Source organism: Microbacterium meiriae, assembly GCF_040685015.1.
Classification (GTDB): domain Bacteria; phylum Actinomycetota; class Actinomycetes; order Actinomycetales; family Microbacteriaceae; genus Microbacterium; species Microbacterium meiriae.
Genome location: NZ_JBFBHD010000001.1, coordinates 1,388,661 through 1,412,110, shown reverse-complemented (window position 1 = coordinate 1,412,110; position 23,450 = coordinate 1,388,661). Strand labels below are relative to the sequence as shown.

The 23,450-nt window shown below is 70.6% G+C and carries 25 protein-coding genes; 6 read left to right on the top strand and 19 right to left on the bottom strand.

Translation table 11 applies throughout. The annotated features are described in order from the left end of the window. Nucleotides 1-14: 14 nt before the first annotated feature. Entirely contained in the window at nt 15-824 is an 810-nt protein-coding gene (locus AB0N68_RS06945; protein ID WP_280564467.1) for a Rossmann-fold NAD(P)-binding domain-containing protein, read from the bottom strand. A 50-nt stretch (nt 825-874) separates the two neighbouring features. Between AB0N68_RS06945 and AB0N68_RS06940 the strand changes: the two genes are divergently transcribed. Next, on the top strand, nt 875-1,903 hold the full coding sequence (locus AB0N68_RS06940) for an FUSC family protein (RefSeq protein ID WP_280564465.1): 1,029 nt from the start codon (nt 875-877) through the stop codon (nt 1,901-1,903). A gap of 54 nt (nt 1,904-1,957) precedes the next feature. On the opposite strand, the gene AB0N68_RS06935 is transcribed toward AB0N68_RS06940, so the two are convergent. Continuing rightward, on the bottom strand, nt 1,958-2,611 hold the full coding sequence (locus tag AB0N68_RS06935; protein ID WP_187662677.1) for an MIP/aquaporin family protein: 654 nt from the start codon (nt 2,609-2,611) through the stop codon (nt 1,958-1,960). A 171-nt stretch (nt 2,612-2,782) separates the two neighbouring features. Between AB0N68_RS06935 and AB0N68_RS06930 the strand changes: the two genes are divergently transcribed. Further along, a complete protein-coding gene (locus tag AB0N68_RS06930; RefSeq protein ID WP_187662678.1) occupies nt 2,783-4,138 on the top strand; it encodes an APC family permease in 1,356 nt (451 codons plus the stop codon). Then, a complete protein-coding gene (locus AB0N68_RS06925) occupies nt 4,125-4,334 on the top strand; it encodes a multidrug transporter (RefSeq protein ID WP_259952527.1) in 210 nt (69 codons plus the stop codon). The genes AB0N68_RS06930 and AB0N68_RS06925 overlap by 14 nt, the downstream gene beginning before the upstream one ends. Nucleotides 4,335-4,351: 17 nt before the next feature. Here the strand turns inward: AB0N68_RS06925 and corA are convergent, their stop codons facing one another. Beyond that, nucleotides 4,352-5,368: a magnesium/cobalt transporter CorA gene (gene corA, locus AB0N68_RS06920; RefSeq protein ID WP_187662680.1), complete on the bottom strand. Its 1,017-nt coding sequence runs from the start codon at nt 5,366-5,368 to the stop codon at nt 4,352-4,354. A gap of 28 nt (nt 5,369-5,396) precedes the next feature. Then, nucleotides 5,397-6,677, bottom strand: coding sequence for a serine hydrolase domain-containing protein (locus AB0N68_RS06915; RefSeq protein ID WP_187662681.1), 1,281 nt, complete (start codon nt 6,675-6,677; stop codon nt 5,397-5,399). An 85-nt stretch (nt 6,678-6,762) separates the two neighbouring features. On the opposite strand from AB0N68_RS06915, the gene AB0N68_RS06910 reads away from it, so the two are divergent. Together AB0N68_RS06910 and AB0N68_RS06905 are read left to right on the top strand one after the other, a co-directional pair. After that, a complete protein-coding gene (locus AB0N68_RS06910; RefSeq protein WP_232089122.1) occupies nt 6,763-7,077 on the top strand; it encodes a DUF2470 domain-containing protein in 315 nt (104 codons plus the stop codon). Nucleotides 7,078-7,134: 57 nt separating this feature from the next. Beyond that, nucleotides 7,135-7,782 (top strand): biliverdin-producing heme oxygenase, encoded by a 648-nt coding sequence (locus AB0N68_RS06905; RefSeq protein ID WP_060922936.1) that lies wholly within the window; start codon nt 7,135-7,137, stop codon nt 7,780-7,782. 13 nt (nt 7,783-7,795) lie between these two features. On the opposite strand, the gene AB0N68_RS06900 is transcribed toward AB0N68_RS06905, so the two are convergent. Next, complete coding sequence (locus AB0N68_RS06900) at nt 7,796-9,205, bottom strand: ATP-dependent DNA helicase (protein WP_280564450.1); 1,410 nt, start codon at nt 9,203-9,205, stop codon at nt 7,796-7,798. Between the two features lie 117 nt (nt 9,206-9,322). On the opposite strand from AB0N68_RS06900, the gene AB0N68_RS06895 reads away from it, so the two are divergent. Next, complete coding sequence (locus AB0N68_RS06895; RefSeq protein ID WP_187662683.1) at nt 9,323-10,393, top strand: hypothetical protein; 1,071 nt, start codon at nt 9,323-9,325, stop codon at nt 10,391-10,393. 13 nt (nt 10,394-10,406) lie between these two features. Here AB0N68_RS06895 and AB0N68_RS06890 read toward each other — a convergent pair whose 3' ends face one another. The 14 genes from AB0N68_RS06890 to AB0N68_RS06825 form a co-directional block, all read right to left on the bottom strand. Beyond that, nucleotides 10,407-12,419, bottom strand: coding sequence for a bifunctional copper resistance protein CopD/cytochrome c oxidase assembly protein (locus AB0N68_RS06890; protein WP_280564447.1), 2,013 nt, complete (start codon nt 12,417-12,419; stop codon nt 10,407-10,409). An 82-nt stretch (nt 12,420-12,501) separates the two neighbouring features. Next, complete coding sequence (locus tag AB0N68_RS06885; protein WP_017203554.1) at nt 12,502-12,789, bottom strand: HU family DNA-binding protein; 288 nt, start codon at nt 12,787-12,789, stop codon at nt 12,502-12,504. 324 nt (nt 12,790-13,113) lie between these two features. Further along, a complete protein-coding gene (gene rpsN / locus AB0N68_RS06880) occupies nt 13,114-13,419 on the bottom strand; it encodes a 30S ribosomal protein S14 (protein WP_017829734.1) in 306 nt (101 codons plus the stop codon). A 3-nt stretch (nt 13,420-13,422) separates the two neighbouring features. After that, nucleotides 13,423-13,593 (bottom strand): 50S ribosomal protein L33, encoded by a 171-nt coding sequence (rpmG, locus tag AB0N68_RS06875; RefSeq protein ID WP_017203558.1) that lies wholly within the window; start codon nt 13,591-13,593, stop codon nt 13,423-13,425. Beyond that, nucleotides 13,593-13,829 (bottom strand): 50S ribosomal protein L28, encoded by a 237-nt coding sequence (rpmB, locus tag AB0N68_RS06870; RefSeq protein ID WP_017203559.1) that lies wholly within the window; start codon nt 13,827-13,829, stop codon nt 13,593-13,595. The genes rpmG and rpmB overlap by 1 nt, the downstream gene beginning before the upstream one ends. A gap of 191 nt (nt 13,830-14,020) precedes the next feature. Beyond that, nucleotides 14,021-14,743: a DNA-3-methyladenine glycosylase gene (locus tag AB0N68_RS06865; RefSeq protein WP_313366475.1), complete on the bottom strand. Its 723-nt coding sequence runs from the start codon at nt 14,741-14,743 to the stop codon at nt 14,021-14,023. A gap of 1 nt (nt 14,744) precedes the next feature. Further along, nucleotides 14,745-16,592: an Ig-like domain-containing protein gene (locus AB0N68_RS06860; protein ID WP_313366476.1), complete on the bottom strand. Its 1,848-nt coding sequence runs from the start codon at nt 16,590-16,592 to the stop codon at nt 14,745-14,747. Further along, nucleotides 16,582-17,394 (bottom strand): TIGR03943 family putative permease subunit, encoded by an 813-nt coding sequence (locus tag AB0N68_RS06855; RefSeq protein ID WP_363332381.1) that lies wholly within the window; start codon nt 17,392-17,394, stop codon nt 16,582-16,584. Before AB0N68_RS06855 ends, AB0N68_RS06860 begins: the two co-directional genes overlap by 11 nt. Continuing rightward, on the bottom strand, nt 17,387-18,427 hold the full coding sequence (locus AB0N68_RS06850; RefSeq protein ID WP_313366478.1) for a permease: 1,041 nt from the start codon (nt 18,425-18,427) through the stop codon (nt 17,387-17,389). The genes AB0N68_RS06855 and AB0N68_RS06850 overlap by 8 nt, the downstream gene beginning before the upstream one ends. Then, complete coding sequence (locus tag AB0N68_RS06845; protein WP_187662687.1) at nt 18,424-18,840, bottom strand: Fur family transcriptional regulator; 417 nt, start codon at nt 18,838-18,840, stop codon at nt 18,424-18,426. Before AB0N68_RS06845 ends, AB0N68_RS06850 begins: the two co-directional genes overlap by 4 nt. Before the next feature lie 120 nt (nt 18,841-18,960). Beyond that, nucleotides 18,961-19,833, bottom strand: a complete 873-nt coding sequence (locus tag AB0N68_RS06840; protein WP_370428264.1) for a metal ABC transporter permease — start codon at nt 19,831-19,833, stop codon at nt 18,961-18,963. Next, entirely contained in the window at nt 19,830-20,681 is an 852-nt protein-coding gene (locus tag AB0N68_RS06835) for a metal ABC transporter ATP-binding protein (RefSeq protein ID WP_370428263.1), read from the bottom strand. The genes AB0N68_RS06840 and AB0N68_RS06835 overlap by 4 nt, the downstream gene beginning before the upstream one ends. Continuing rightward, nucleotides 20,678-21,691, bottom strand: coding sequence for a metal ABC transporter substrate-binding protein (locus AB0N68_RS06830; RefSeq protein WP_313366479.1), 1,014 nt, complete (start codon nt 21,689-21,691; stop codon nt 20,678-20,680). The genes AB0N68_RS06835 and AB0N68_RS06830 overlap by 4 nt, the downstream gene beginning before the upstream one ends. A 64-nt stretch (nt 21,692-21,755) precedes the next feature. Continuing rightward, the gene (locus AB0N68_RS06825; RefSeq protein WP_313366480.1) at nt 21,756-23,447 is read right to left on the bottom strand and encodes a glycoside hydrolase family 13 protein; all 1,692 of its coding nucleotides are present in this window, start codon (nt 23,445-23,447) and stop codon (nt 21,756-21,758) included. Nucleotides 23,448-23,450: the final 3 nt, after the last annotated feature.

The window sequence follows — 23,450 nt, the reverse complement described above, 5'->3', positions numbered from 1 at the left end:
ACGCCCGGAATGCCTCAGCTCCGGTCGATCATCTCCGCGTACCCGTCCTCGTACGTCGGGTACGCGAGGTCCCCGAGAACCGAACGCAAGAGCGTGCCGTCGTAGACGAAGCCGCTCGGCGCACTGCCGTCGTCGGGCGGTACCGGCAGACCGAGGCGGTCGGCGAGGAAGGTCATGACGTCTCCCAGAGGAGCGGGTGCCGCATCGACGGCGTGCACGAGCGCCGGGGGCTCCGGCGTCCGCAGCAGCAGGTCGAGAGCGCGCACCAGGTCGGTCTCGTGGATGCGGTTCGTGCGGCGACGGTGGGCCACCGGAGCCCCTTCCCGGACCTTCCGGAGCAGGAACTCGCGCCCAGGACCGTAGATGCCGGCGGGGCGCACGACCACGGCGTCGAAGAGCTCGACGGCCGCGCGCTCTCCGTCGCGCAGACCGCGGCCGCGATCCGTGGTGGGCACCGGCTCGACCCGCTCGGTCACCGGCTCGGCGCCCCCGGCGCCGTCGAACACCCCGGTCGACGAGACGAAGAGCGTCCGCGCGGGCGGGGACGGCAACGCCGCCGCGAGGCGGGAGAGCGCCGTGCGGTACGACGACACGTCCGGCCCGGGTGGCAGCGTCACCACCATCGCGTCGACCTCGGGCAGCGGACCCGTGAGCGGGACGGCGAGGTCGGCGGAGAGCGCCTGCACACCGTCCGGGACCGCTCCGGCACTGCGGCGGAGTGCCACGACGGCGCCTCCGTCCCCGAGGAGCAGCGGGGCGAGCCGGGCGCCGAGTTTCCCGAAGCCGACGAGGAGGGTACGGCGCGGCGGAGGCGGAGTGGTCATCTCCTCCACCCTCGCACATCGGTGCCGGGCGACGGACGTAGGCTTGATCGGTGACGGAATCGCAGGGACGGGTGTGGACGGGGGTCCTCCGCGTCGGCCCGCACCGCGGCGATCACCGGGTGGCCCTGCGCGCCGCGGTGAGCGTCGCCGTGCCACTGGTCGTCCTGTGGGCGGTCGGCCGGCTCGACCTCAGCATCTATGCGAGCTTCGGCGCCTTCGCCGCGCTCTACGGTCGGCACGACGTCTTCCGTGACCGGATCCGCATGCAGGCCAGCGCCGGCGGCGTGCTGCTCGGCGCGATGCTGATCGGCACGGCGCTGTCGGTCCTCGCCGCCCCCGCCGTGCTGAGCATCCTCGTCGTCGCACTGGTCGCGGCGGCCGTGACGCTCCTCGCCTACGTCCTGCAGTGGCACCCGCCCGGTCCGCTGTTCACGGTCTTCGCGACCGGCGCATGCGCGACCATCCCCGCCACCGGCGCCTCCTTCGGCGCGGTCCTGCTCGTCGGCGGGGCGAGCGTGCTCTTCGGCCTCGCACTCACCGTCCTCGTCGCCGTGGTCACCCGGAGCACGGCGGAGGCGCCGCCGCGACGGCGCCCGTCCGTGGGTCCGGTCGCCGCCGAGATGGCCGCCTCGGTCGCCGTCGCGATCGTCGGTGCCGGAGTCGTGGGCCTGCTTCTCGGCGGCACTCACTGGTACTGGGCGGCGGTCGGCGCGGTGGCGGCGGTCAGCGGCGCGCAGCTCAACGCCCGCGTGATCCGCGGCATCCAGCGCCTCGTCGGCACGCTGCTCGGCGTGCTGGTGGCCGCCGGGATCCTCTCTCTCGACATGCCGCCTCTCGCCGTGATCGCCGTCGTCGTGGTCCTGCAGGGGACGGCCGAGCTGTTCATCGGCCGCAACTACGGCATCGCGATGGTGTTCGTCACCCCGCTGGCCCTCCTGATGGTGCACCTGGCCGCACCCACACCGGTCGCCGACCTTTTGACCGATCGCGTCCTGGAGACGATCATCGGCGTCCTCGTCGGCACGATCGTCGCCGTCGCGTCGGCCGCGCTGCGCCGGCGGGGTCGGCGCCGCCCCTGACGAGACGACGGAGCGCCGCACCCCGGAAGGATGCGGCGCTCCGGTCGATCGTGTCTACTCGGCGTCCGCAGCGATCTTCCGTGCGTCGTCGGCGTTGAGCACCCGGAACAGCAGCGCCGCGATGATCGCACCGGCCGCGGGAGCCACGATGTAGAGCCAGAGGGAGCTCCACGCGAAGTGCCCGCTGACCGAGAGGCCGAGCGCCACCGCCGGGTTGAACCCGCCACCCGAGATGGAGCCGACCGTCGCCGCACCGACGAAGACGGTCGCACCGATCGCGAGCCCGTAGAACGAGTTGCCCGCGGTGTCCTTCGAGGTGGCGGAGTTCAGCACGACCCAGACGAGGATCAGGGTGAACAGCGCCTCGACGAGGAACGCCGGGCCGACCTCGATGACCATCGCCTTCTCCCCCGCCGGCCAGACGGCGAGAGCCACGAGAGCGGCGAGCGCCCCGCCGGCGAACTGCGCGACGAGGTAGGAGACGAAGTCGGCGACGCTGAGCCCGCCGCGCAGGAACACGCCCAGCGAGACCGCCGGGTTGAGGTGGGCGCCGGAGATGTGGCCCGTGGAGTACACGAGCACCATCAACGTGAAGCCGATCGCGAGCGGGGTGAGCGGGCTTCCGCTGTTCACCGCGGCGATGATGGCGAGGACGAAGAGGAACGTGGCGATCGCTTCTGCGAGCGCCTTACGAGGTGTACCGATCATGAGAGTGTCCTTCTGTGGGATCGCAGGCGGCCCCCCGTCTCCCCGGAACCGTCCGGGCGACGACCCGCCTTGCGGCACTGAGGATAGCGCGCGGTCGTCCTGTGCTGGCTCATTGGCGGCGGGACTGTCAAGCCCGTCGCCCCACCGGCTTCCGGGCCGTACCGTGCAAGGATGACCGCCCAGACCGAGCCGCGCGCCGAGACACCCACCCGGCTGCGCCGCGCCATCACCGGCCCCCTCCTGTTCGCGTTCATCCTCGGTGACGTCCTGGGCGCGGGGATCTATGCGCTCATGGGCGTGCTGTCGGAGGACGTGGGCGGTCTGCTCTGGGCACCGCTCGTCCTCGCCCTCCTTCTCGCCATGCTCACCGCCGGCTCGTATGCGGAACTCGTCACCAAGTATCCGCGCGCCGGCGGCGCCGCGGTCTTCGCCGAGCGCGCGTTCCACAGCCCGCTGGTCTCTTTCCTCGTCGGCTTCAGCATGCTCGCGGCGGGTGTGACCAGCGCGGCCGGTCTCGCCATCGCCTTCGCCGGCGACTACCTCAGCACCTTCATCGACCTGCCGACCATCCCGGTCGCGATCGTCTTCCTCGCGATCGTCGGCCTGCTCAACGCCCGCGGCATCCGCGAGTCGATGGGCGCGAACCTCGTGATGACGGCGATCGAGCTCAGCGGCCTCGTCATCGTGATCGTCGTCGTGGCGGTGTTCGTCGGCGGCGGGGGCGGCGACCTGTCCCGGGCGACGCAGGTGCCGGAGGGGGCGAACGTCGCGCTGGCGGTGCTCTCCGGCGCGGTGATCGCGTACTACTCCTTCGTCGGCTTCGAGACCTCCGCCAACATGATCGAAGAGGTCAAGGACCCGCGGCGGACCTATCCCCGCGCGCTGTTCGGAGCACTCCTCACCGCGGGCGTCGTGTATGTACTCGTCGGCATCGCCAGCGCCGTCGCCCTGCCGGCGTCCGAACTGCAGGAGTCCAGCGGTCCGCTGCTCGCGGTCGTCGAGGCCACCGGGGTCAGCGTCCCGTCCTGGCTGTTCAGCCTCATCGCCCTCATCGCAGTCGCCAACGGTGCGCTGCTCACGATGATCATGGTCAGCCGCCTCACCTACGGCATGGCGGAGCAGAACCTCCTGCCGTCGGTGCTCGGGCGCGTCCTGCCGAAGCGGAAGACCCCGTGGGTCGCGATCCTGACCACGACGCTCGTGGCGATGGGCCTCACGCTGGTCGGAGACCTCGCGACCCTCGCCGAGACCGTCGTGCTGCTGCTGCTCGTCGTCTTCCTGAGCGTGAACATCTCGGTGCTGGTCCTGCGCCGCGACAAGGTCGAGCACGACCACTTCCGCGTGTGGACGTTCGTCCCGGTGCTGGGCATCGCGTCCTGCATCCTGCTGCTCACCCAGCAGCGTCCGCAGGTGTGGCTGTTCGGCGCCATCCTCCTCGCCGTCGGCGGGGTGCTCTACGCTGTCGCCCGATGGACCCGCAATCGATCGAAGACCGCCGACACGAAGGAGAGCCATGAGCACGCCTGACAACGCCGCTGACGAGACGTTCGAGGAGAACCGTCACGACCAGCTGACCTCCGCTCCCGATGCCACGGAGGCCGACGCCGCGCCGCGCGTGGACGTCTCGGAGCACGACGGCAACACGCGCATCGACATCCGCGACGACGCGGAGGTGCGCCCGGGCCCCGGTCCTGGCATGCCGGAGGCCGACGGCGAGGACTGATCCGGCGCCGTCGGGCGCTACAGCCAGCCCTTGCGCTTGAACGCCGCGTAGAGCCCGACGCCCATCGCCACCATGAGCAGCACCGCCATAGGGTACCCGAGTGCCCAGTGCAGCTCCGGCATGTGGTCGAAGTTCATGCCGTAGACGGTGCCGACGAGCGTCGGAGCGAAGAGGATCGCCGCCCAGCCGGAGATCTTCTTCACCTCATCGTTCTGGCGGATGCTGAGTTCCGTCATCCGTCGCATCTCGTCGTTCTGGCGTCGCGCGACGATGGTCGACTCGACCGTGAGGGCGTTGTCGAGGACGGAGCGGAAGGTCGTCGCCTTGTCGCTCACGCGCAGGGTGTGGTCGAGGACGTCCCGCAGGTACCGCTGGAGCTCCTCGCTCACGCGGTACTTCTCGGATCCGCGGAGCAGCGCCTCGAGCATGCCGGTCAGCGGCTGCGTCGCCCGCTGGAAGTCGATCACCTCGCGACCGAGGTCGTAGATCCGCTGGGTCGCGTCCGCGTCCTCCTCGAAGAGCTGACCCTCGATCTCGTCGATGTCGTTCTCGAGTCCGGCGAGGACCGGGGAGTACTCGTCGACGACCTCGTCGAGGATCGCGTAGAGCACCGCCTCAGGGCCGTGGGCGAGCAGAGCGGGATCGGCCTCGAGCCGGCGACGCACGCGGCCGAGGTCCGGCGACTCCGCATGACGGATCGTCACGACGAAGTCGGGTCCTACCAGCACGTGCACCTCGCCGAACTCGACCTCCTCGCGCTCGTCGAGATAGCGGGCGGGGCGGAGGACCATGAACAGCACGTCGCCGTACCGCTCCAGCTTGGCGCGCTGGTGACCGGAGAGCGCGTCCTCCACGACCAGCTCGTGGATGCCGAACTCGTCAGCCACGGCGCGGATCTCCTCGGGGCTCGGCCGATACAGACCGATCCACCCCATGCCCCGTCGTTCGCGGATCCGCTCGAACGTGTCGTTCAGGCTCTGCGGGTTCTCGGTGCGCACGCCATCGACGTAGACGGCGTTGTCGACGATCGCCATGCGGACCTCCTGCTCGTCGAAGACGCGCTCAGCCGGCCGGAGGGACGCACGCGAGCGCGGCGTTCGCGATCGCCGTGTGATACTGCTCGGCCGTATAGGGAAGACCGAACTCCGGAGCCGTCTCCCCGGCCGCCGCGGGAGCCTTGGAGGCGATCGCCGCCAGCTCCCAGGAGAGTTGCTGGGCGAAGCGCGCACCGCCCGTGGAGTCGTTCAGCACCACGGCCACCGTGAAGCCGGTCGTCGGGTCGGAGTACGCCGCCGTCGCGTAGCCGGGAGTCCAGCCGTGCTGACCGATCATGGAGCCGACGATGTAGGCGCCACCGGTCGCCTGGTACCACGATGGTGCCTTGTCGTACGCGGGGAGCGGCGACGCGAAGCGGTCCGGCTCGTCCTTCGTGCGCAGCACCTGCTTGGCCTCGGCCTGCATGTACCGCCCGAGGTCGGTGATCGTCGACACCACACCCGAATCGGTGAAGCCGGTGCTGGAGGACATCGTCGTGATGTCGACGGGCGCGGCGCAGGTGAAACCGCCCTCGACGGCTCCCATGTAGTGTCCGCTGAGCGACGCCCCCTCCGACGGCGGTGCCGCAGCGGGCGACGGCAGCGAGGTGTCGGCGAGCTCCAGCGGCTCGGTGACGTACTCGGCGATCAGTTCGCGCGCGCTCATCCCCGAGGCGCGCTCCAACGCGAGGCCGAGGAGAAGGTATCCGGCGTCGGAGTCGCGGAACGTGGTCTGCGGAGCGACGCGCGCGCGGCCGAGACCGTAACCCGCGAGCTCGAGGGGCGCCCAGACCCGCTCCGGGGTGTTCAGCCACGCGCTCTTGACCGTCGCCTCGGACGAACCGGCGCCACTGGTTCCGTTGCACAGATCGAGGAGAGTGACATCGGCCATGTCGGCGACGCCCGAGACGTACTCCGGCACCTTCGCGTCGAGCTCCACGGTGCCCTCGTCGGCGAGCGCGTAGAGGACGTCGCAGGTCATCAACCGGGTGATGTCGGCGATGCGGAACGACATGTCGGTGGAGAGCTCGCCGCCGTCCGCCTTGTCCTGCGTGCCCGTGGCGGCGACCCAGGTGCCGCTCCACGGCACCCAGACCCCGACGATCGCCCCGCTGGCCCCGGAGGCCGCGAGCGCGTTGTCGACCGCGCCCTGCAGCGCCGCGACCGTGTCGTCGGGAAGCGTGGCGTCGACCTGCGGGGGTGGCGTATAGCTGAAGGAGCCCTCGGAGGAGCATCCGGTGAGGACGAGACCGAGAACGGCCGCCGTGGCCGCTGCGGCGCGCCACCGGCGCGACGAGAGAAGCTGCATGTGTGGGAACCCCCGAAGACGTGTCCCCTGAGTCTAGAACGCGGATGCTGAAAGTCGGCCCCGCGTGGCGTCGTAGGGTGTCCCTGTGCCCCATGATTTCGATGCCGACGTGATCGCCGCCGTCCTCCGCCACATGAACGGCGACCACACGGACGACAACCTCCTCATCGCCCGTGCCTTCGCCGAACCGTCCGCGGAGGCGATCGACGGGGCGGTGATGACCGGCTTCGACGGGCAGGTCGGGGTCTGGGAGATCTCCCGCGGTGGCTCGACGTCGGAGCTCCGCGTCCCGTGGCCCGGCGGTCCGATCACCGAGCGCCGAGAGGTGCGCCGCGAGGTCGTGGCCCTGTACGACGCGGCCTGCGCGCGCCTGGGCATCGAACCGCGTCCGCACGACTGAGTCGTCCCGCACGGTTCGGGCTTCCGCCCAAGGTTAGGCTGCCCTTACACTGAAGCCATGCCCGAGATCCTGTCCTTCTCCGCCGCCCTCCGCGAGCGCTCCTCCGGCTCGCACTCCCGCAGCGAGACCGCCGGCTTCATGTCCGACCTACTCAAGGGCGAAGGGTCGCGCGAGGACTACATCGCCCTGGTCGCGCAGCACTACTTCATCTACGACGCCCTCGAAGGCGCGGGAGAGCGGATGCGTCAGGACCCGGTGGCCTCCGTGTTCCTCAGCGACAAGCTCACGCGCCTCCCCGCGCTCGAAGCCGATCTCGCCTTCCTCCTCGGCCCCGAGTGGCGCGAGCGGATCGCACCCCTGCCCACCACACAGCGCTACGTCGACCGCATCCGTCAGGTGGGCGCGACGTGGGCGGGCGGGTTCGTGGCGCACCACTACACCCGGTACCTCGGCGATCTCTCCGGCGGCATCTTCATCGGGCGGGTGATGGCGCGGCGCTTCGGCTTCGAGACCAACGGCATCGGCTTCTACCTGTTCGACGACATCGCCGACCCCTCCGCCTTCAAGGACGTCTATCGCGAACAGCTCGACGCCGCTCCGTGGGACGAGGCGGAGCGCGAACGCGTCATCGACGAGGTGCTGCTGGCGTACCGCTTCAACACCGAGCTCTTCGAAGACCTCGACCGCGCCCGCGCCGCCGCCTGACCCGGCAGCGACCTCAGGTCCTCGGCAGCTCCGGCGTCGAGGCCGCCAGCCACGCATCGCGCATGAACCGGCGCACGTCCTCATCCACGCGGATGTCGCTCGGCCGCAACGGACGGGAGAGGTACAGCCCGTCGAGCGACGTGAGCCGGCTCAGCGCGACGTAGGTCTGCCCCGGCGCGAAGGCCCCGGAGCCCAAGTCGATCACGGCGCGATCGTAGGTCTTGCCCTGGGACTTGTGGATCGTCACGGCCCACGCAAGCCGCAGCGGGAACTGCGTGAACTCGGCGACGACGTCCCGGGAGAGCTTCTTCGTGTTGGGGTCGTAGGCGTACCGGAACCGCTCCCAGACGGCCGGCTCGACGTCGACCTCCTCGCCGTCGATCTCCACCCGCACGGTCCCGCCGAGGATGCGGGTCACCGTCCCGATGGTGCCGTTGACCCAGCGCGGCGGCTCTCCGGTCATCGCGGTGTCGTTGCGCAGGAACATCACCTGCGCCCCCACCTTGAGCTTGAGCTCGGATTCGGCGGGGAGAGAGGCCTCGCCGCGGCCGAAGTCGCCGTTGACCTCCGCCCGCGCGGTCTGCTCCTTGCCGGGCAGCGCGGCGAGATACCGGCTGTTGATGCTGTTCACGATGTCGTTGCGGGTGGCGAGGGTGATCATCGGCACCTCGCCGGGCTCGGGCTCCGGCGGGGTGCGCGCGCCCTGAGCGTTGAGGATCCCGGCGATCTCCGCCGTCACCCGTCCATAGCGGACGGCGTTGAGCATGGACTTGAAGCCGTCGTCCGACTGGCGGTGGATCTGCACGAGCTCCCGCACGTGCAGCTCCGCCCGGGTGTCGACCTCGAACAACGCCCCCTGGGTCTCTTGAGTCCCTGAGCCTGTCGAAGAGCCTGTCGACGGGCCCGCCCACACCTTCGCGTCGAAGAACCAGAACGACCGGTAGTGATCCTTCACGTACCGAGCCTCATCGCCCCGGGGCGGGACCGGAGCGAGCTGATAGGGATCGCCGAACATGACGACCTGCACACCGCCGAAGGGCTCTCCCCGCCGCCCTCTCGCCTGCCGCAGCGACCGATCGATGGCGTCCATGAGGTCGGCGTTGACCATGGAGATCTCATCGATGACGAGGGTCTCGATCGCGTTGAGGATGCGTCGGGTCGCATCGTTCTGATCGATGTCGCCGTCCCCGATGAGGCCGATCGGGAGGCGGAACAGGGAGTGGATCGTCTGCCCCTCCACGTTCAACGCTGCGACGCCCGTGGGAGCGCAGATCGCGATCTGCTTCTTCGTGTTCCAGGCGAAGTGCTGCAGCAGCGTGGACTTCCCGGTGCCGGCGCGTCCCGTGATGAACACGTGCTCGCTGGTGTCCTCGATGAGCCGGAACAGCTCCTGCTGCTCCTCGGACAGGGCGGGAAGGGACACGGTTCTCACAGGGCTGACGGGGCGGACACGGGGCGCTCCCCCATGCTACGTGCCCCGTCCGGGACGGGGCCGCCGACGCTCGGCGTCCCCCCAGGACGCCCTCCTAGACTGACCGGCATGGAGCGGGCCGGGACGCGCGCGCCCCGGCGGTCGCGCCTGGGCGCCGATCTGGCGATCCTGGGCCTCATCGGCGTCCTCCTGCTGGCCGCGATCGGCGCGGGTGGCGCGACGCTCTACCGGCAGTTCTACGGCCCGTCGGCGTTCGTGGTCCGCTATCTCGACCTGCTGTCCGAGGGGCGAGCCGCCGATGCCCTCCGCGTTCCCGGTGTCGCGATCGACCGGGAGACCCTCGATGACGCAGGGATCGACCCCGCCGCGTCCGAGGCGATGCTGCGCCGCTCCGCCCTCGGTCCGCTCAGCGACGTCGAGGTCGAATCCGAGGAGCCCTCCGGCGACGGCACCGCGGTGACCGTCAGCTACCGCGCCGGCGGCCACTCCGGCACCACCACGTTCCACGTCGCGCAGGACGGCTGGGCCGGCGTCACACCGAACTGGCGGTTCACGACCAGCCCCCTCGCCGTCGTCGAGCTCACGGTGCGCGGAGCCGACCGGTTCTCCGTGAACGGGTTCGAGGTCGACCGCCGCCAGGTCTCCGCCGCCGGGCCCGCGGCGTTGCCCCTGGAGCCTCTCCCGCTGCTCGTCTTCACCCCCGGGCTCTACTCCGTGACGGTCGACACCGCGATCGCGGAGTCCACCGGGCACGGCGTGCTCGCCGACGAGCCACTCGCCGTGACCCCTCTCGACGTGCAGACCGAGCCGACGGAGGAGTTCGTCGACGTGGTCCAGGAGCGCGTCGAGGAGTTCCTCACCGCGTGCACCACGCAGGAGGTGCTGCAGCCCACCGCGTGCCCGTTCGGCCTGCGCGTCGAGAACAGGATCGCCGCGCCGCCGAAGTGGTCCATCGCCCAGCAGCCCGAGATCATGGTCGCGCCGTCCGACGACGGTCACTGGCAGATCCCGGCCACCGACGCCGTGGCGCACGTCGAGGTCGAGATCCAGTCGCTCTTCGACGGCTCCGTGGAGCCGGTCTCCGAAGACGTGCCCTTCCGGGTCAACGGCTCCATCGCCATCCTCCCGGACGGCTCGGCATCGATCCGCGTCGGCTCCCCGGACGATCCCGTGAAGTGAGACCGGTGCCCGGTCAGCGGCCCTGGCGCTCCGCCGCGCGCTGATCCCGGGCCGCGAGGTCGGCGAGCCGCGCGTTGTACTCCTCCAGCTCGGCATCGCCGGTGCGATCGGCATGCCGATCGCGGCGACGCTGGAGCTTGGTGTCGCTCCGGCTCCACTGGATGGCGACGGTGATCGCGAGGATGAGCGTCGGGATCTCCCCGATCGACCACGCGATGCCACCGCCCACGTACTGGTCGGTCATCGGGTCGGCGCCCCAGTCGCGGCCCATCGCACCGAACCAGTCGGCGACCATGAGCCCCTCCTGCATCATGATCGCCATGCCGAAGAACGCGTGCATGGCCATCACGGCGATGAGGGTGATGAGCCGGCCGGGGTACGGCAGGCGATACGGCACCGGGTCGGCGCCGATCAGACTCATCACGAAGAGGTACCCAGAGATCAGGAAGTGGGCGACCATCCACTCGTGCCCGAGGTGCTCGAACATCGACCAGCGCACCAGGTCGGTGAAGTAGAACGCCCAGAGGGAGAGGATGAAGATCGCCGCCGCCACGATCGGGTGCGTCACGACCCTCGCGAACGGCGAGTGGACGGCCCACATGATCCATTCGCGACCACCGCGGGTGCCGTCGTCGCGCTTGTGGATGGCGCGCAGCGCGAGGGTGATCGGCGCCCCGGAGACGAGGAGCAGCGGGATCGCCATCGAGAGCATCATGTGCCCCAGCATGTGCACGCTGAAGAGGTACTCCTGGTACGCGTTGATGGGTCCGCCGGTCACCCACACCAGCAGGAGCAGACCGAGCACCCAGAAGACGGTGCGGTGGATCGGCCAGCGATCGCCGCGCAGCCGGAGCCGGCGCACGCCTGCGAGGTAGAAGAAGAGTCCGAAGCCCGCCGCGACGAGCCACAGCACGTCGATGTCCCAGGCCGTGAACCAGCGCTCCAGAGTGAGCTCCGGCGGCAGCAGCGAGCCGGTGAGGATCTGCGCGGGGGTCTGCGCGAACGCGGCGACCTCCCCGGTCGGCGGGGGCGTGCGAGCGAGCGCGGCCGCCGCGCCGGAGGCGAGGCCCATGAGCGCCACCTCGCCGAGGACCAGAGCCCAGAACCACCGGGAGGCGCGGGCGCCGCTCAGCTTCGGGATCAGCCGCGTGCGGTACCAGGCGCCGAGCAGTCCCATGCCGACGAGCAGGACGGCCTTGACGACCACGATGAGGCCGTAGGGGGTCGTCCACACGGCCTCCCAGCTTCCGACGGCCACGATCGACCGCGTGAAGCCGGAGAAGGCGACGACCGCGAAGGCCGCGATCGCCAGCGACGAGTAGCGGCCGACGAGCCGGGGGAGGTCGAGCCCGTGCTGCCCGCGCAACAGCACGAGAAGGAGCAGCCCGCCGAGCCACGCCGCCGCGCCGATGGTGTGCAGGAGGATCGAGTTGACGGCCATGTTGTGTCCGTCGAGGTCCCCGGCGTGCCCCTGGGTCGCCAGCGGCAGGAAAGACACCGCGGCCAGCAGGGCGGTGAGCAGCGTGGGTGTCCAGGTGCGCCAGGCGAACGCGAGCACCGTGATGACGGCGCCCAGGATCGTTGTGATCAGCCACGACTGCCCCAGCGGGAGCTCGAGCAGGAAGCGCCCGAGCTGCGAACCGAACTCGCGCTCGATGCTGAGCTGCGGGTTGAAGGCGGCCATGAAGGAGAAGAACCCGGCGAGCCCGGCGGAGACGGTGAAGACGGCGGCGCCGATGGACGCGATGTTCAGGGCCGTGTCGAAGGTGCGCTCCCCCGCCTGCAGTCCGAAGAGCGCCAGCACGAGGGAGCCGAGCATGACGGCGCCGGCGATGTTCATCACGAGCTTCGCCAAGGGTGTGCCCCACAGCACCACCGGCCCTGGGTCCTGCAGCAGCGGCGGGTTCGCCCCTCCCCCGACCAGGAGCGCCCAGACCAGAGCGGCTCCGGCTGCGACGAGGAGGATCACGATGCCGGCGAGACGGTACGCCGACGTCGGGCGCGGCGTCTCGGTGCGGGAACTCACCCCTCCAGCCTAGGCGCGCGCAGCAGGGAGAACGCACGAAGGCCGCCCCCGGAGCGGGGGCGGCCTTCGAACGGGTGCGGTCTTACTTGACGGCAGCCTTGAGCTTGGAGCCGGCGGTCACCTTGACGCGCTTGCCGGCCGGGATCTTGATCTCGGCGCCGGTCTGCGGGTTGCGGCCCGTGCGGGCGGCCGTGTCGACCTGCTCGAACGAGATCCAGCCCGGGATGGAGACCTTGCTGCCCTTGGCGACGGCGTCGGAGACCGTGGCGAACAGCGAGTCGAGGACACCGGAGACGGTGGCCTGGCTCTGGCCGGTGGCGGAAGCGATGCTCGCGACGAGCTCGGTCTTGGTGATGGACTTGTCAGCCATGTCATCCTCCAGCGACGAAGGACCGTCGCATCGTGTGTGGGTGCGAGGAGCGGGTGCTCCCCGTTGGTCGTGTGACCGCCTCGAATGTACCAACGGCCACCCGGATTTCCGCGTCATTTCGCGGGTTTCGACCGATTTCCCGGCGTGTCGCGTCACATTGGCCACTCGCGTCACACGTTTTCGGGCGCCCGCTCGCGGGTTCAGGCCGCCGCGCGGCATCAGGCACTCCCTGACATATGCGCCTGATTCGGCGTGATCGCCTGCGTTCCCGGGCATGCAAAAGGGGCGAGGATCCGAAGATCCCCGCCCCTTCTCGCTGGGTGCTTACCAGCTCGACTTGGTCACGCCGGGCAGCTCGCCACGGTGCGCCATGTCACGGAAGCGGACACGCGAGATGCCGAACTTCGTGAGGACACCACGGGGGCGGCCGTCGATGACGTCGCGCGAACGCACGCGAGCCGGCGACGCGTTGCGCGGCAGCTTCTGCAGGCCGACGCGGGCGGCCTCGCGGGCCTCGTCGGTGGCGTTCGGGTCGACCAGGGTCTTCTTCAGCTCGGCACGACGCTCGGCGTAGCGCTCGACGATGACCTTGCGCTGCTCGTTGCGCGCGATCTTGCTCTTCTTAGCCATGGATCAACGCTCCTCTCGGAATTCGACGTGCTGACGGATGACCGGGTCGTACTTCTTGAGCACGAGGCGGTCGGGGGTGTTGCGGCGGTTCTTCTTGGTCACGTACGTGTAACCCGTACCCGCCGTCGAACGCAGCTTGATGATCGGACGGACGTCCTGAGCCTTCTTGGCCATTAGAGCTTCACACCCTTCGCCTGGAGGTCCTTGACGACGTTCTCGATGCCGCGCACGTCGATCACCTTGATGCCCTTGGCGGACACGTTGAGCGTGATCTTACGACCGAGCGAGGGCACGAAATAGGTCTTCTTCTGCACGTTCGGGTCGAAGCGACGCTTCGTCCGGCGGTGCGAGTGCGAGACGTTGTGACCGAAGCCGGGAACAGCTCCGGTCACCTGGCACACTGCTGCCATGATGATGACTCCTTCATTACCGTGAGACCGGACGGCCTCACCCAAGATCCCTTGTCTGCACGCCGCCCCGCATGCCGATCTCTCGGCGGAAGAAGGGGGAGCACACGAACTGCGCACAGGAGCGTGCGCAGACGAAGAGTCAGTCTAGCACGGCTCCGAGCAGCCGCTCGAATCGCCTGAATGGCCCCATCTCAGCCCGAAACGCCGCCATTCGCGCGACTCGAAGCGTCGGCGGCGCCCCGGCCCCACCGGAACGCGGACACCGTGGGGTCGCCGGGGATCCAGAAACGCCAAGGGAACGCGTCCGTGCCGGCGATGCCCGCCACCCCCACCCGCGGGCCCTGGGCCACGTCGACCACGGGAGGGCCGAGCCACAACTCCGCCCTGGCGCCGTTCCGCTCCTCGCCGGTGATGGCGTCGATGCCGTCGTGCAGGGAGTGCCGCAGTCCCGCGGCCTGTCCGAGCCGTCCGGGCCCTCGCGCGAGGTCCCGCCGAGCGGTGCGGCCGAGCGGGAGGACCGCACGCCGTCGCCGCGCCGCCTCCTCCACCCCGGTCACGATCTCCCCCGCGCGCAGCAGCACCCCGTCACCCTGCCCCTCGGGACCGCAGGCCACGTTGACGCAGGAGTGGATGCCGTGACTCAGGTATACGTAGAGATGGCCCGGCTCGCCCCACATCGTGGCGTTCCGGGCGGTGCGGCCCATGCGGGCGTGGGACCCCGGGTCCGCCAGCGCTCCGGTGCCCTGCCCGTGATAGGCCTCCACCTCGGTGATCCGCACGCGCACCTCCACCGGGCGACCGTCCTCGACGACCACGGTCCGCAGCTCCGCGCCGAGGAGGGTCGGCGCGACCTCCACGGCGGAGCGCATCACGTCTTCGCGGGTCGCGCGCCGCAGCGCCAGGGGCCCCGTCATGTCAGAACCGCGGCGCCGTCTGGCACCAGGACGCGTCGAAACCGGTCAGTGCGACGATCTCGTCCCCGGTCTTCATGTCGATGAGGTGCGTCTCGAGCTTCTCCGGCAGCGGCAGCAGCATCCCGTCGTAGGCGTTGTCCGCCATGTCCGGCGCGATCACCACCGCGGCGTACTGCCCGCTCGGCGACGCACAGGCCTGGAGGATCGAGTCGGCCGAACTCACCTCGACCAGCGGCGTGGCCGCGCCGGAGTCGTCGACGCGGATGACGGCCTGTCCCACCGGGAGGCCGCCCTCGTCCCTGGCGACGACGTGACGCAGCGTTCCGCCGGGGAACGGCGTGATGGAGGTCGCGGTGCCGTAGTCCGGCTCCGACGCCGCGAGCGGCTCCTCCGATCCGTCCGCCAGGTCGAGCTCCACCACCGATCCGTCCAGTCGCTCGACGATCGCGGTGTAGGTGCCGCGGGAGATGCCCTGGATCGTCGTGGCGAGACCGAGGGACTGCACGCCGGTGTCGGCCGACTGGTCCACGAGGGACAGCGCTCCGTCGAAGTCGATGAACAGGACGGCGGCGCTGTCCGGCACGAACTGCCACACGAAGACGCTCACCTGCTTGTCCCCGACCTCGATGATGCGGGGCTCGTCGTCGCCGCTCAGCGACTGGGTGACGAGCACGCTCGCGCGCCCCTCGGTGTCGCTGAGCTCGCGATCGGAGTAGCTGTAGCCGACGAGGTTGCCGCGTTCGGACACCTGGATCGCGCCCACGTAGCCTTCGCCGGGGAGGGGGAGCTCGCGCTGGTCGGAGCCGTCCCTGTCCATCACGAGCAGCCGCGACTGGTCGTCATCCTCGACCGCGGCCACGAGCTGCGTGGACGTGGCCCGGAAGTCGTCGATCCGCGGGTGGGAGAACACCGGCTGCGCGTTCTCGCCGCTCAGGTCGGTGCGGAAGATGATGTCGTCGCCGTCGGGGTCGCGGCGCAGGAGGAAGATCGACGACGCCGGGGTCTCGAAGGATGTCGTCAGATCGGCGGCCGGGCCTCCTCCCGCACCCGTCACGTCGGAGACGGTCACCGTGTAGGTCGTGTCGTCGTCGAGGGGCACCGTGAAGCGCACGCCGACGCCCCGACCGGCGGCATCGACCGTGAACGGCACGGACGGCTCGACCGTGACCTGCTCGGGGTCGATGGCGGAGAGCGGCTGATTCGCCGTGAGGATGACGCGGCTCCCTGAGGATTCGATGGCCTGGGCGGCGTCGACCTGCACATCGGTCACCCGGGGGCCCTGGAGCAGGCTGACGATTCCGAGTCCGGTGCCGACGAGCACGAGCACTCCGACCACGGCACCGATCGTGACGAGGAAGCGGCGGCGGGACCACGGCGCGGGCGGAGGCGCATCGTCGTCGGTGGGGAGGTCGGTGGTCGGCGTCCAGCCCGGATCCGATGCATCTCCCGGTTCGCTGCTCGCCGCGGGGGTGGACGCCGGCCCCGCGGGGGTGAACACCGGCTCGGGCGCCTGCGGGATCGCGGGGACGCCGGCGGCCGCATCGGGAGCAGCGCGCTCTGCGGCCTCACGCTCCGCAGCCTCACGCTCCGCAGCAGCGCGCTCTGCCGCTTCACGCTCCGCCGCAGCTTCGCGATCGACGGCGGCATGCTCGGCGGCGACCTCGGCGGCCATCCGCTCCACGGCCGCACGTTCCGCCGCGACCTGCTCCGCTTCAGCCTGCTCGGTGGCCGCGCGCTCTGCGGCCGTCTGCTCCTCGGCGGCGCGCTCCTCCGCTTCCCTGGCAGCGCGCAGCTCGGCGCGGGTCCGCGGGACGGCGGGCGGCTCCGGCCGCTCGTCGTCAGTACTCATACGGGTCCTTCGGCTCGTCGATCGCCACGACATCGGTCGGCTCGATGTGCAGGGAGCCGTTCTCATCCGCACGGACGGTCCCGGTGATCTCGACCCATTGTCCGGTCTTGTACGCGTCCGCGTCGACGCTCACCGGCAGCGCCGCCGTCTGGGCGTCGATGACGCAGTGGGTGATCACGAGCCGGGTGAGGTTGACGCCGTCGCCGTCGCCCGGCGTGACGAAGCCCTGCAACGTGACGTCGGCCCCGTCATAGGCCGTGGTGTTCGTCGCGGCGGCGAAGACGCTCGCCCAGTCGCCCACGCCGAACGTCGACGTGTCCGCGACCCCGAGGGCGACCGTGTCGGCGCCGGCGAACAGTGCGGTCTCCTCCCCGGCGCGCGACATCGCGAGCTCGACCGAGAGCGAGGCGGGAGGCAGGACGAGTGCGAAGACGACGACCCCCGTCGCCACCACACCGCCGGCCAGCGCACCGACTCCGGCGAGGGTCCGGCGCGACGGGACGGAGGGGCGCTCGCTCTCCTCAGCGGAGGAGTGCTCCGACTCCGCAGATCGGGCGGAGGCGGGACCGTGGTCGTGCCCGTGATCCTCCTCCGCGCCCAGGGGCAGCGTGCACGACCAGACGGCTCCGGCGAGAGTGACCACGGCGGCAGCCGATGCGAACCACACCGACTCCGGGCTGATGTAGAGGCTGAGGCGGTCGGTCACCGCGAGGCCGAGGGTGACGACGGCGACGACGGAGGCCAGACCGATCCCCAGCCACCGGGTCGCGAGGGCGCGCGTGCGGACGGAGAGCTCAGGCAAGGACGTTCACCCCGATCCCGATCGCGAAGGCCGACGCCAGCACGACAGCGGTGATCCCGACGAGCGTCCGGGTGGTGAAGGTCGTGCGCATCAGCGCCAGCATCTTGATGTCGACGAGCGGCCCGACCAGGAGGAACGCCACGAGGGCCCCCGAGGAGAAGGTCGACGCGAACGACAGCGCGAAGAAGGCGTCGACATTGGAGCAGATCGCCACGACGATCGCGAGCAGCATCATCGCGACGATGGACAGCACGGGGTTGGCGCCGATCGTGAGCAGGACGTCGCGCGGGATGAGGACCTGCACGGCCCCCGCCAGCGCGGAGCCGATCACGAGCGCCGGCATCACGGCCCGCAGCTCGACGAGGAACTGCGTGAGGCTGCGGCGCACGGGAGTTCCCGGCTCGTGGGTCACGCGCTCGCACGTGTCGACGAAGCGCTGGGTGAGCAGCGACTCCGGCGAGGGGTGGCGGCTGTAGATCCAGCCGATGAGGTTCGCGATGAGGTAGCCACCGACGAGGCGGGCGACGAGGATGCCGCCGTCCCATCCGAACGCGGCGTGCGTCGTGAGGATCACGATCGGGTTCACGATCGGCGCCGCGATGAGGAAGGTCAGCGCTTCCGCGGGGGCGAGTCCGCGCATCATGAGTCCGCGGGCGAACGGGACGTTCCCGCACTCGCAGACCGGGATGAGCATGCCGAGCAGGGAGAGCACGGCGCGGCGGGCCCAGGCGTGGCGCGGGAGCCAGCGGTGGATGACGTCCGCCGGGAGCCAGACCTGCACCACGATCGACAGCAGCACGCCGAGCACCACGAACGGCAGCGCCTCGATCAGCACGCTGAGAGCGAGTGTCAGACCGTCCTGCGCGCGGGTGGGCAGCGAGGCGGGGAAGAGGGTGGGGAGGAAGGCGTCGATGAGGAACAGCGCCGCGACGATCACGACGCCGATGCCGACGGCGATCCACGTCGAGCGCGGCGAGGGCGCTCGACGGTGCGTGTGGCCCGGACGGGTGGCCGTTCGTGCCGGGGCGGTCACGCTGTCGCAGTCCTCTCGGCGTCGCGCTTGTTCGCGCAGGGGGTGCACAGTCCGAAGATGTCGACCACGTGCGCGGCCTCGGTGAAGCCGTGCAGGGCGGCCGTGCGGTGCGCCCACTGCTCCACGTCCTTCGCCTCGATCTCGACCGTGAGGCCGCAGGACCGGCAGATGAGGTGGTGGTGGTGGCCCTGGGTGGTGCACGCCCGGTAGAGCGCCTCCCCCTCGGGGCTCTGCAGCGAGTCGGCATCTCCGGCCGCCGCGAGTCCGGCGAGGGCGCGGTATACGGTGGCCAGGCCGATCCCCGTGTTGTCGTCGCGGAGCGTCGCGTGCAGGCTCTGTGCGCTCACGAAACCGCGCGCGTCGGCGAGCGCTTCGCGCACGCGTTCGCGCTGCCAGGTGTTCCGCTGAGCCATGCCATCGATTCTAGGCCGCCGGGATCGGCGAGGGCTGGGAGCGCCCCCACCGCGGATTCGAGTCGCCCGATTGGCGGCATCTGCGGCCGAAATGGAGCGAAGTGCGCGACTCGAAGGGGGTCAGACGCGGGTGACCCGGGAACGGACGCGCTGCACGATCCAGCACACGACGTAGATCGTGAAGGACAGGGTCGTGATGTAGGGGCTGACGGGCAGGGTGCCGGCGAGCGCGAGGAGGATGCCGCCGACGGCCGAGACGAACCCGAACAGCGCCGCCAGCACCGGCACCGCGACCGGGCCCGCCGTGATCCGCATGGCTGCGGCAGCGGGCGTCACCAGGAGCGCCATCACCAGCAGCGCGCCGATGATGTGCACGCTCACCGCGACGATGAGCCCCAGAAGCACCATGAACAGCAGGCTCACGGTGCGGGTGGGCACCCCGCGGGCTGCCGCCGACTCCGGATCGAGCGAGTCGAAGCGCAGCGGATTCCACATCACGAGCAGGCCGAGCAGCACCACGAGGCTGATGCCGACGAGCCAGCCGAGGTCGGGACTCGAGACCGACACGATCTGCCCCGTGAGGAGGCTGAACCGGTTGGCGCTGCGGCCGTCGTACAGCGACAGGAACAGGATGCCGAGACCGAGGCCGAACGGCATGAGCACGCCGACGATCGAGTTGCGGTCCCTGGCCTTGGCGCCGAGGACCCCGATGAGGATCGCCGCCACGAGGGCTCCGCCGAGTGAGCCGAGCACGACGCTGCCGCCGAACAGCAGCGCCGCCGCCGCTCCCGCGAAGGAGAGCTCGCTCACCCCGTGTACCGCGAACGCGAGATCGCGCTGCATGACGAACACCCCGATGAGACCGCCGACGAGCCCGAGCACGGCGCCCGCGATGATCGAGTTCGCGAGCAGGGCGACGAGCTCGCCGTAGTCCTGGAAGGAGAAGATGTCGTCCCAGCCGACCATGGGGACGAGAGCGGACGCGACGGTCATGCGGCGCCCCCGTGCTCGTGGTCATGGTCGTGGTGCGGCTCCGCATCGGGGACGCCGACCACGACGAGCCGGTCACCGGCGCGGAGCACGAACACCGGGGTGCCGTAGAGATCCGTCAGCACCCGGGTCTGCAGCACCTCCTCCGGGGTCCCGAGGAGGAACCGGCCGCCGGCGATGTAGAGGATGCGGTCGACGCGGTTCAGGATCGGGTTGACGTCGTGCGTGACGAAGAGCACGGCGGCTCCGCGCTCCCGACGCTGCCGATCGATGATGTCGGTGACGGCGACCTGGTTGGCGAGGTCGAGGTTCGACAGCGGCTCGTCGCAGAGGAGCAGCGCGGGTTCGTCGGCCAGCGCCTGCCCGACGCGGAGGCGCTGCTGCTCTCCGCCGGAGAGGAGGCCCACCCGGCGGTCCGCGTACGAGGTCGCCCCGACAGCGGCCAGCAGGGCGTCGACCTTCGCCCGGTCGCCACGGTGCGGGACCGGGAAGCCGAAGCGGCTGCCCTGCACGCCGAGGGCGACGAGATCACGGGCCCGCATGCTCGTGTCGGGAGCGAGCGAGCGCTGCTGAGGGATGTAGCCGATGCGGGCGTTCCCGCGGTGCACGGGCTCGCCGGCCACGCGGATGCTCCCGCGCGAGAGGGGCTGGAGTCCCAGGATGCTGCGGAGGAGCGTCGTCTTCCCGGATCCCGATGGGCCGAGCACGGCGATGAACTCCCCGGGCTGCACCGAGAGGTCGAGTCCCGACCAGAGCTCGCGGTCGCCCCGCTGCAGGGCGCCGTCGGCGATCTCGAGGACCGGGCCGGTCTCCCTCGCGGGTCGCTGAGCCTGTGAACGGGCTCCGCTCACGACTGGACGGCGGCGGCGAGGCTCTGGATCGCGTCACTCATCCACTCAGAGTACGACGATCCGTCCTCGAGCAGCTCCGTAAACGCGACCACGGGCACCCCGGCGTCCTCCGCGGCCTTCTCCACGCGCTCCGTCTCCGCGCCGCCGGTCTGGGCGTTGGTGAGCACGGCGGTCAGATCGCCGGACCCGACGACCTGCAGCGCCTCGAGCAGCACGGCGGGCGCGACGTCACTGCCCTCCTCCACCGACTCCGCGAAGCCCTCGGGGGTGACGTCGGTGAGCCCGGCGGCCGTGGCCAGGTATCCGGGCAACGGCTCGGTCATGAACACCGTCGCACCGCTGGCATCCGCCTTGATCGCCTCGAGGTCGCCCTCGAAGCCCTCCAGCTCCGCGACGAGCTCGTCCGCGTTCGTGCGGAACGTGTCGGCGCCGTCGGGGTCGATCTCGGTGAGCTCGTCGGCGATCGCCTCGACGACGTGGATCATCGTGTGCGGGTCGAACCAGACGTGCTCGTTGAAGCCTTCGATGTGGTCGTGGCCGGCGTGCTCGTCCTCGCCCTCGGCGTGCTCGTGATCGTGCGGCTCCTCGGTCGCGGCCTCGTCGTCGCCGTGATCGTGGTCCTCGCCCTCGTCGTGACCCTCGTTGCCCGGGTAGTCGTGCGAGAACTCCACCGCGGTGACGACGTGCGGGTCCTGCGCATCCTGCAGGAGGCTGTCGATGAACGCGTCGTAGCCGCCGCCGTTCTCCACCACGAGATCGGCCTTCTGCAGCGTGAGACGGTCGCGGGCACTCGCCTCGTAGGAGTGCGGGTCCTGGGTGACCGAGTCGATGATCGAGGTGACGTCGACGCGGTCCCCGCCGACCTGCGCGGCGATGTCGCCGTAGACGTTGGTGCTCGCGACGACCGTCACCGCGCCGTCGTCCTCTGCCGCGCCCGGGGTGGTCGAGCATCCGGCCAGCGTGAGGGCGGCGACGGAGGCGAGTGTGAGGGCGAGGACGGGCTTCTTCATGATTCCCACTCTAAACGCTAATGAGAACCATTATCAAACCGGTGCCCTCGCCCCGACTCTGCAGTCAGTCCGCGAGCGCCCCCGAGGCGATCCACGCCGTGGCCTCGCCCGGCAGCACGGAGCCGTCGAGGGGCACGGTCGACAGCACGGCATCGTCGGCCGCGGCGCCCAGATCGAACGGAGCGGTGCCGAAGTTCGTCACGACCTCCCACCCGTTCGGGCGGCGGAACCGCAGCACGTCCTCCCGACCCGTGTCGACCCACTCGAGCGTCTCCCCGGTCTGCAGCAGTCGCCGGAGACGCAGCGCCTCGCGGTACAGGTTGAGGGTCGAGCCGGGATCGGCGTCCTCCACCTCGACCGCGTACTCCGCGAACCAGGCGGGCTGCGGCAGGTGCGCGCCGGCCGCGCCGAAGCCGTATGAGCTGCCGGACGCCGTCCACGGCAGCGGCACGCGGCAGCCGTCGCGCCCGAGGCCGTCGAAGTCCGCGCCGCGGAAGAACCCGGGGTCCTGGCGCTGGTCGGGGGTGATGTCCGCGACCTCGTGCAGGCCGAGCTCCTCGCCCTGATAGAGGTAGGCGCTGCCGGGCAGGCCGAGCAGCAGCAGCGTCGCGGCGTGCGCCCGACGCAGACCGCCTTCCCGATCGAGTCCCTCCTCCGGGCCGCCCGCGCGCACCCACTCGGTTCCCTGCTTGACCGCGCGTCCGCGCAGCGGCGGCAGGCCGTAGCGGGTGGCGTGCCGGGTCACGTCGTGGTTCGAGAGCACCCAGGTCGTCGAGGATCCGGCGGCCTGCGCCTGGGCGAGGTTGTCGGCGATGATGCGCTGGAAGTCCGCCGCGTCGAAGTCGGCGACGAGCAGGTCGAAGTTGAACGCCTGTCCGAGCCCCTCTGCGGAGGCGTACTTCGCGCGGCGCTCCGGGGTCTCCACCCACGCCTCCGCGACCGCGGTGCGCGGCGGGTCGTACTCGTTGAAGACCGCGCGCCACTGGGCGTAGATCTCGTGCACGTCGTCGCGGTCGATCATCGGGTGCGTGCCGGAGGTGCGGTCCATCGCGTCGAGCTCGGCACGCGACGGCAGCGGCTCGGTGAGGTCCTTCGTCAGCATGTGGGCCACATCGATGCGGAACCCGTCCACGCCGCGGTCCGACCAGAAGCGGAGCGTTGTGAGGAAGTCCTCGCGCACCTCGGGGTGGTCCCAGTTGAGGTCGGGCTGCTCGACGGCGAAGTTGTGCAGGTACCACTGGCCGTCCGCGACGCGCTCCCAGGCGCTGCCGCCGAAGACCGAGACCCAGTCGGTGGGCGGCTCCGCGCCGTCGGGACCGGTGCCCTCGCGGAAGATGTAGCGCTCCCGGGCGGCCGAGCCGCGGCCGGCAGCCAGCGCCTCCTGGAACCAGGCGTGCTGGTCGGAGGTGTGGTTGGGGACGATGTCGACGACGACGCGGATGCCCCGCGCGTGCAGCGCCTCGACCATGGCGTCGAAGTCGTCGAGGGTACCGAGGCGGGGGTCGACGTCCCGGTAGTCCGCCACGTCGTACCCGCCGTCGGCGAGCTCCGACGGGTAGAACGGGCTCAGCCACACCGCGTCGATGCCGAGCTCGGCGAGGTAGTCGGCGCGCGACACGATGCCGGGGATGTCGCCGAGGCCGTCGCCGTCGGCGTCCGCGAAGCTCCGCGGATAGATCTGGTACACGGCGGCCTGACGCCACCAGGTCGCGGTCTTGTCGTCTTCGCGGGTCGCGGTGAGCAGCGAATCGGTCATGAG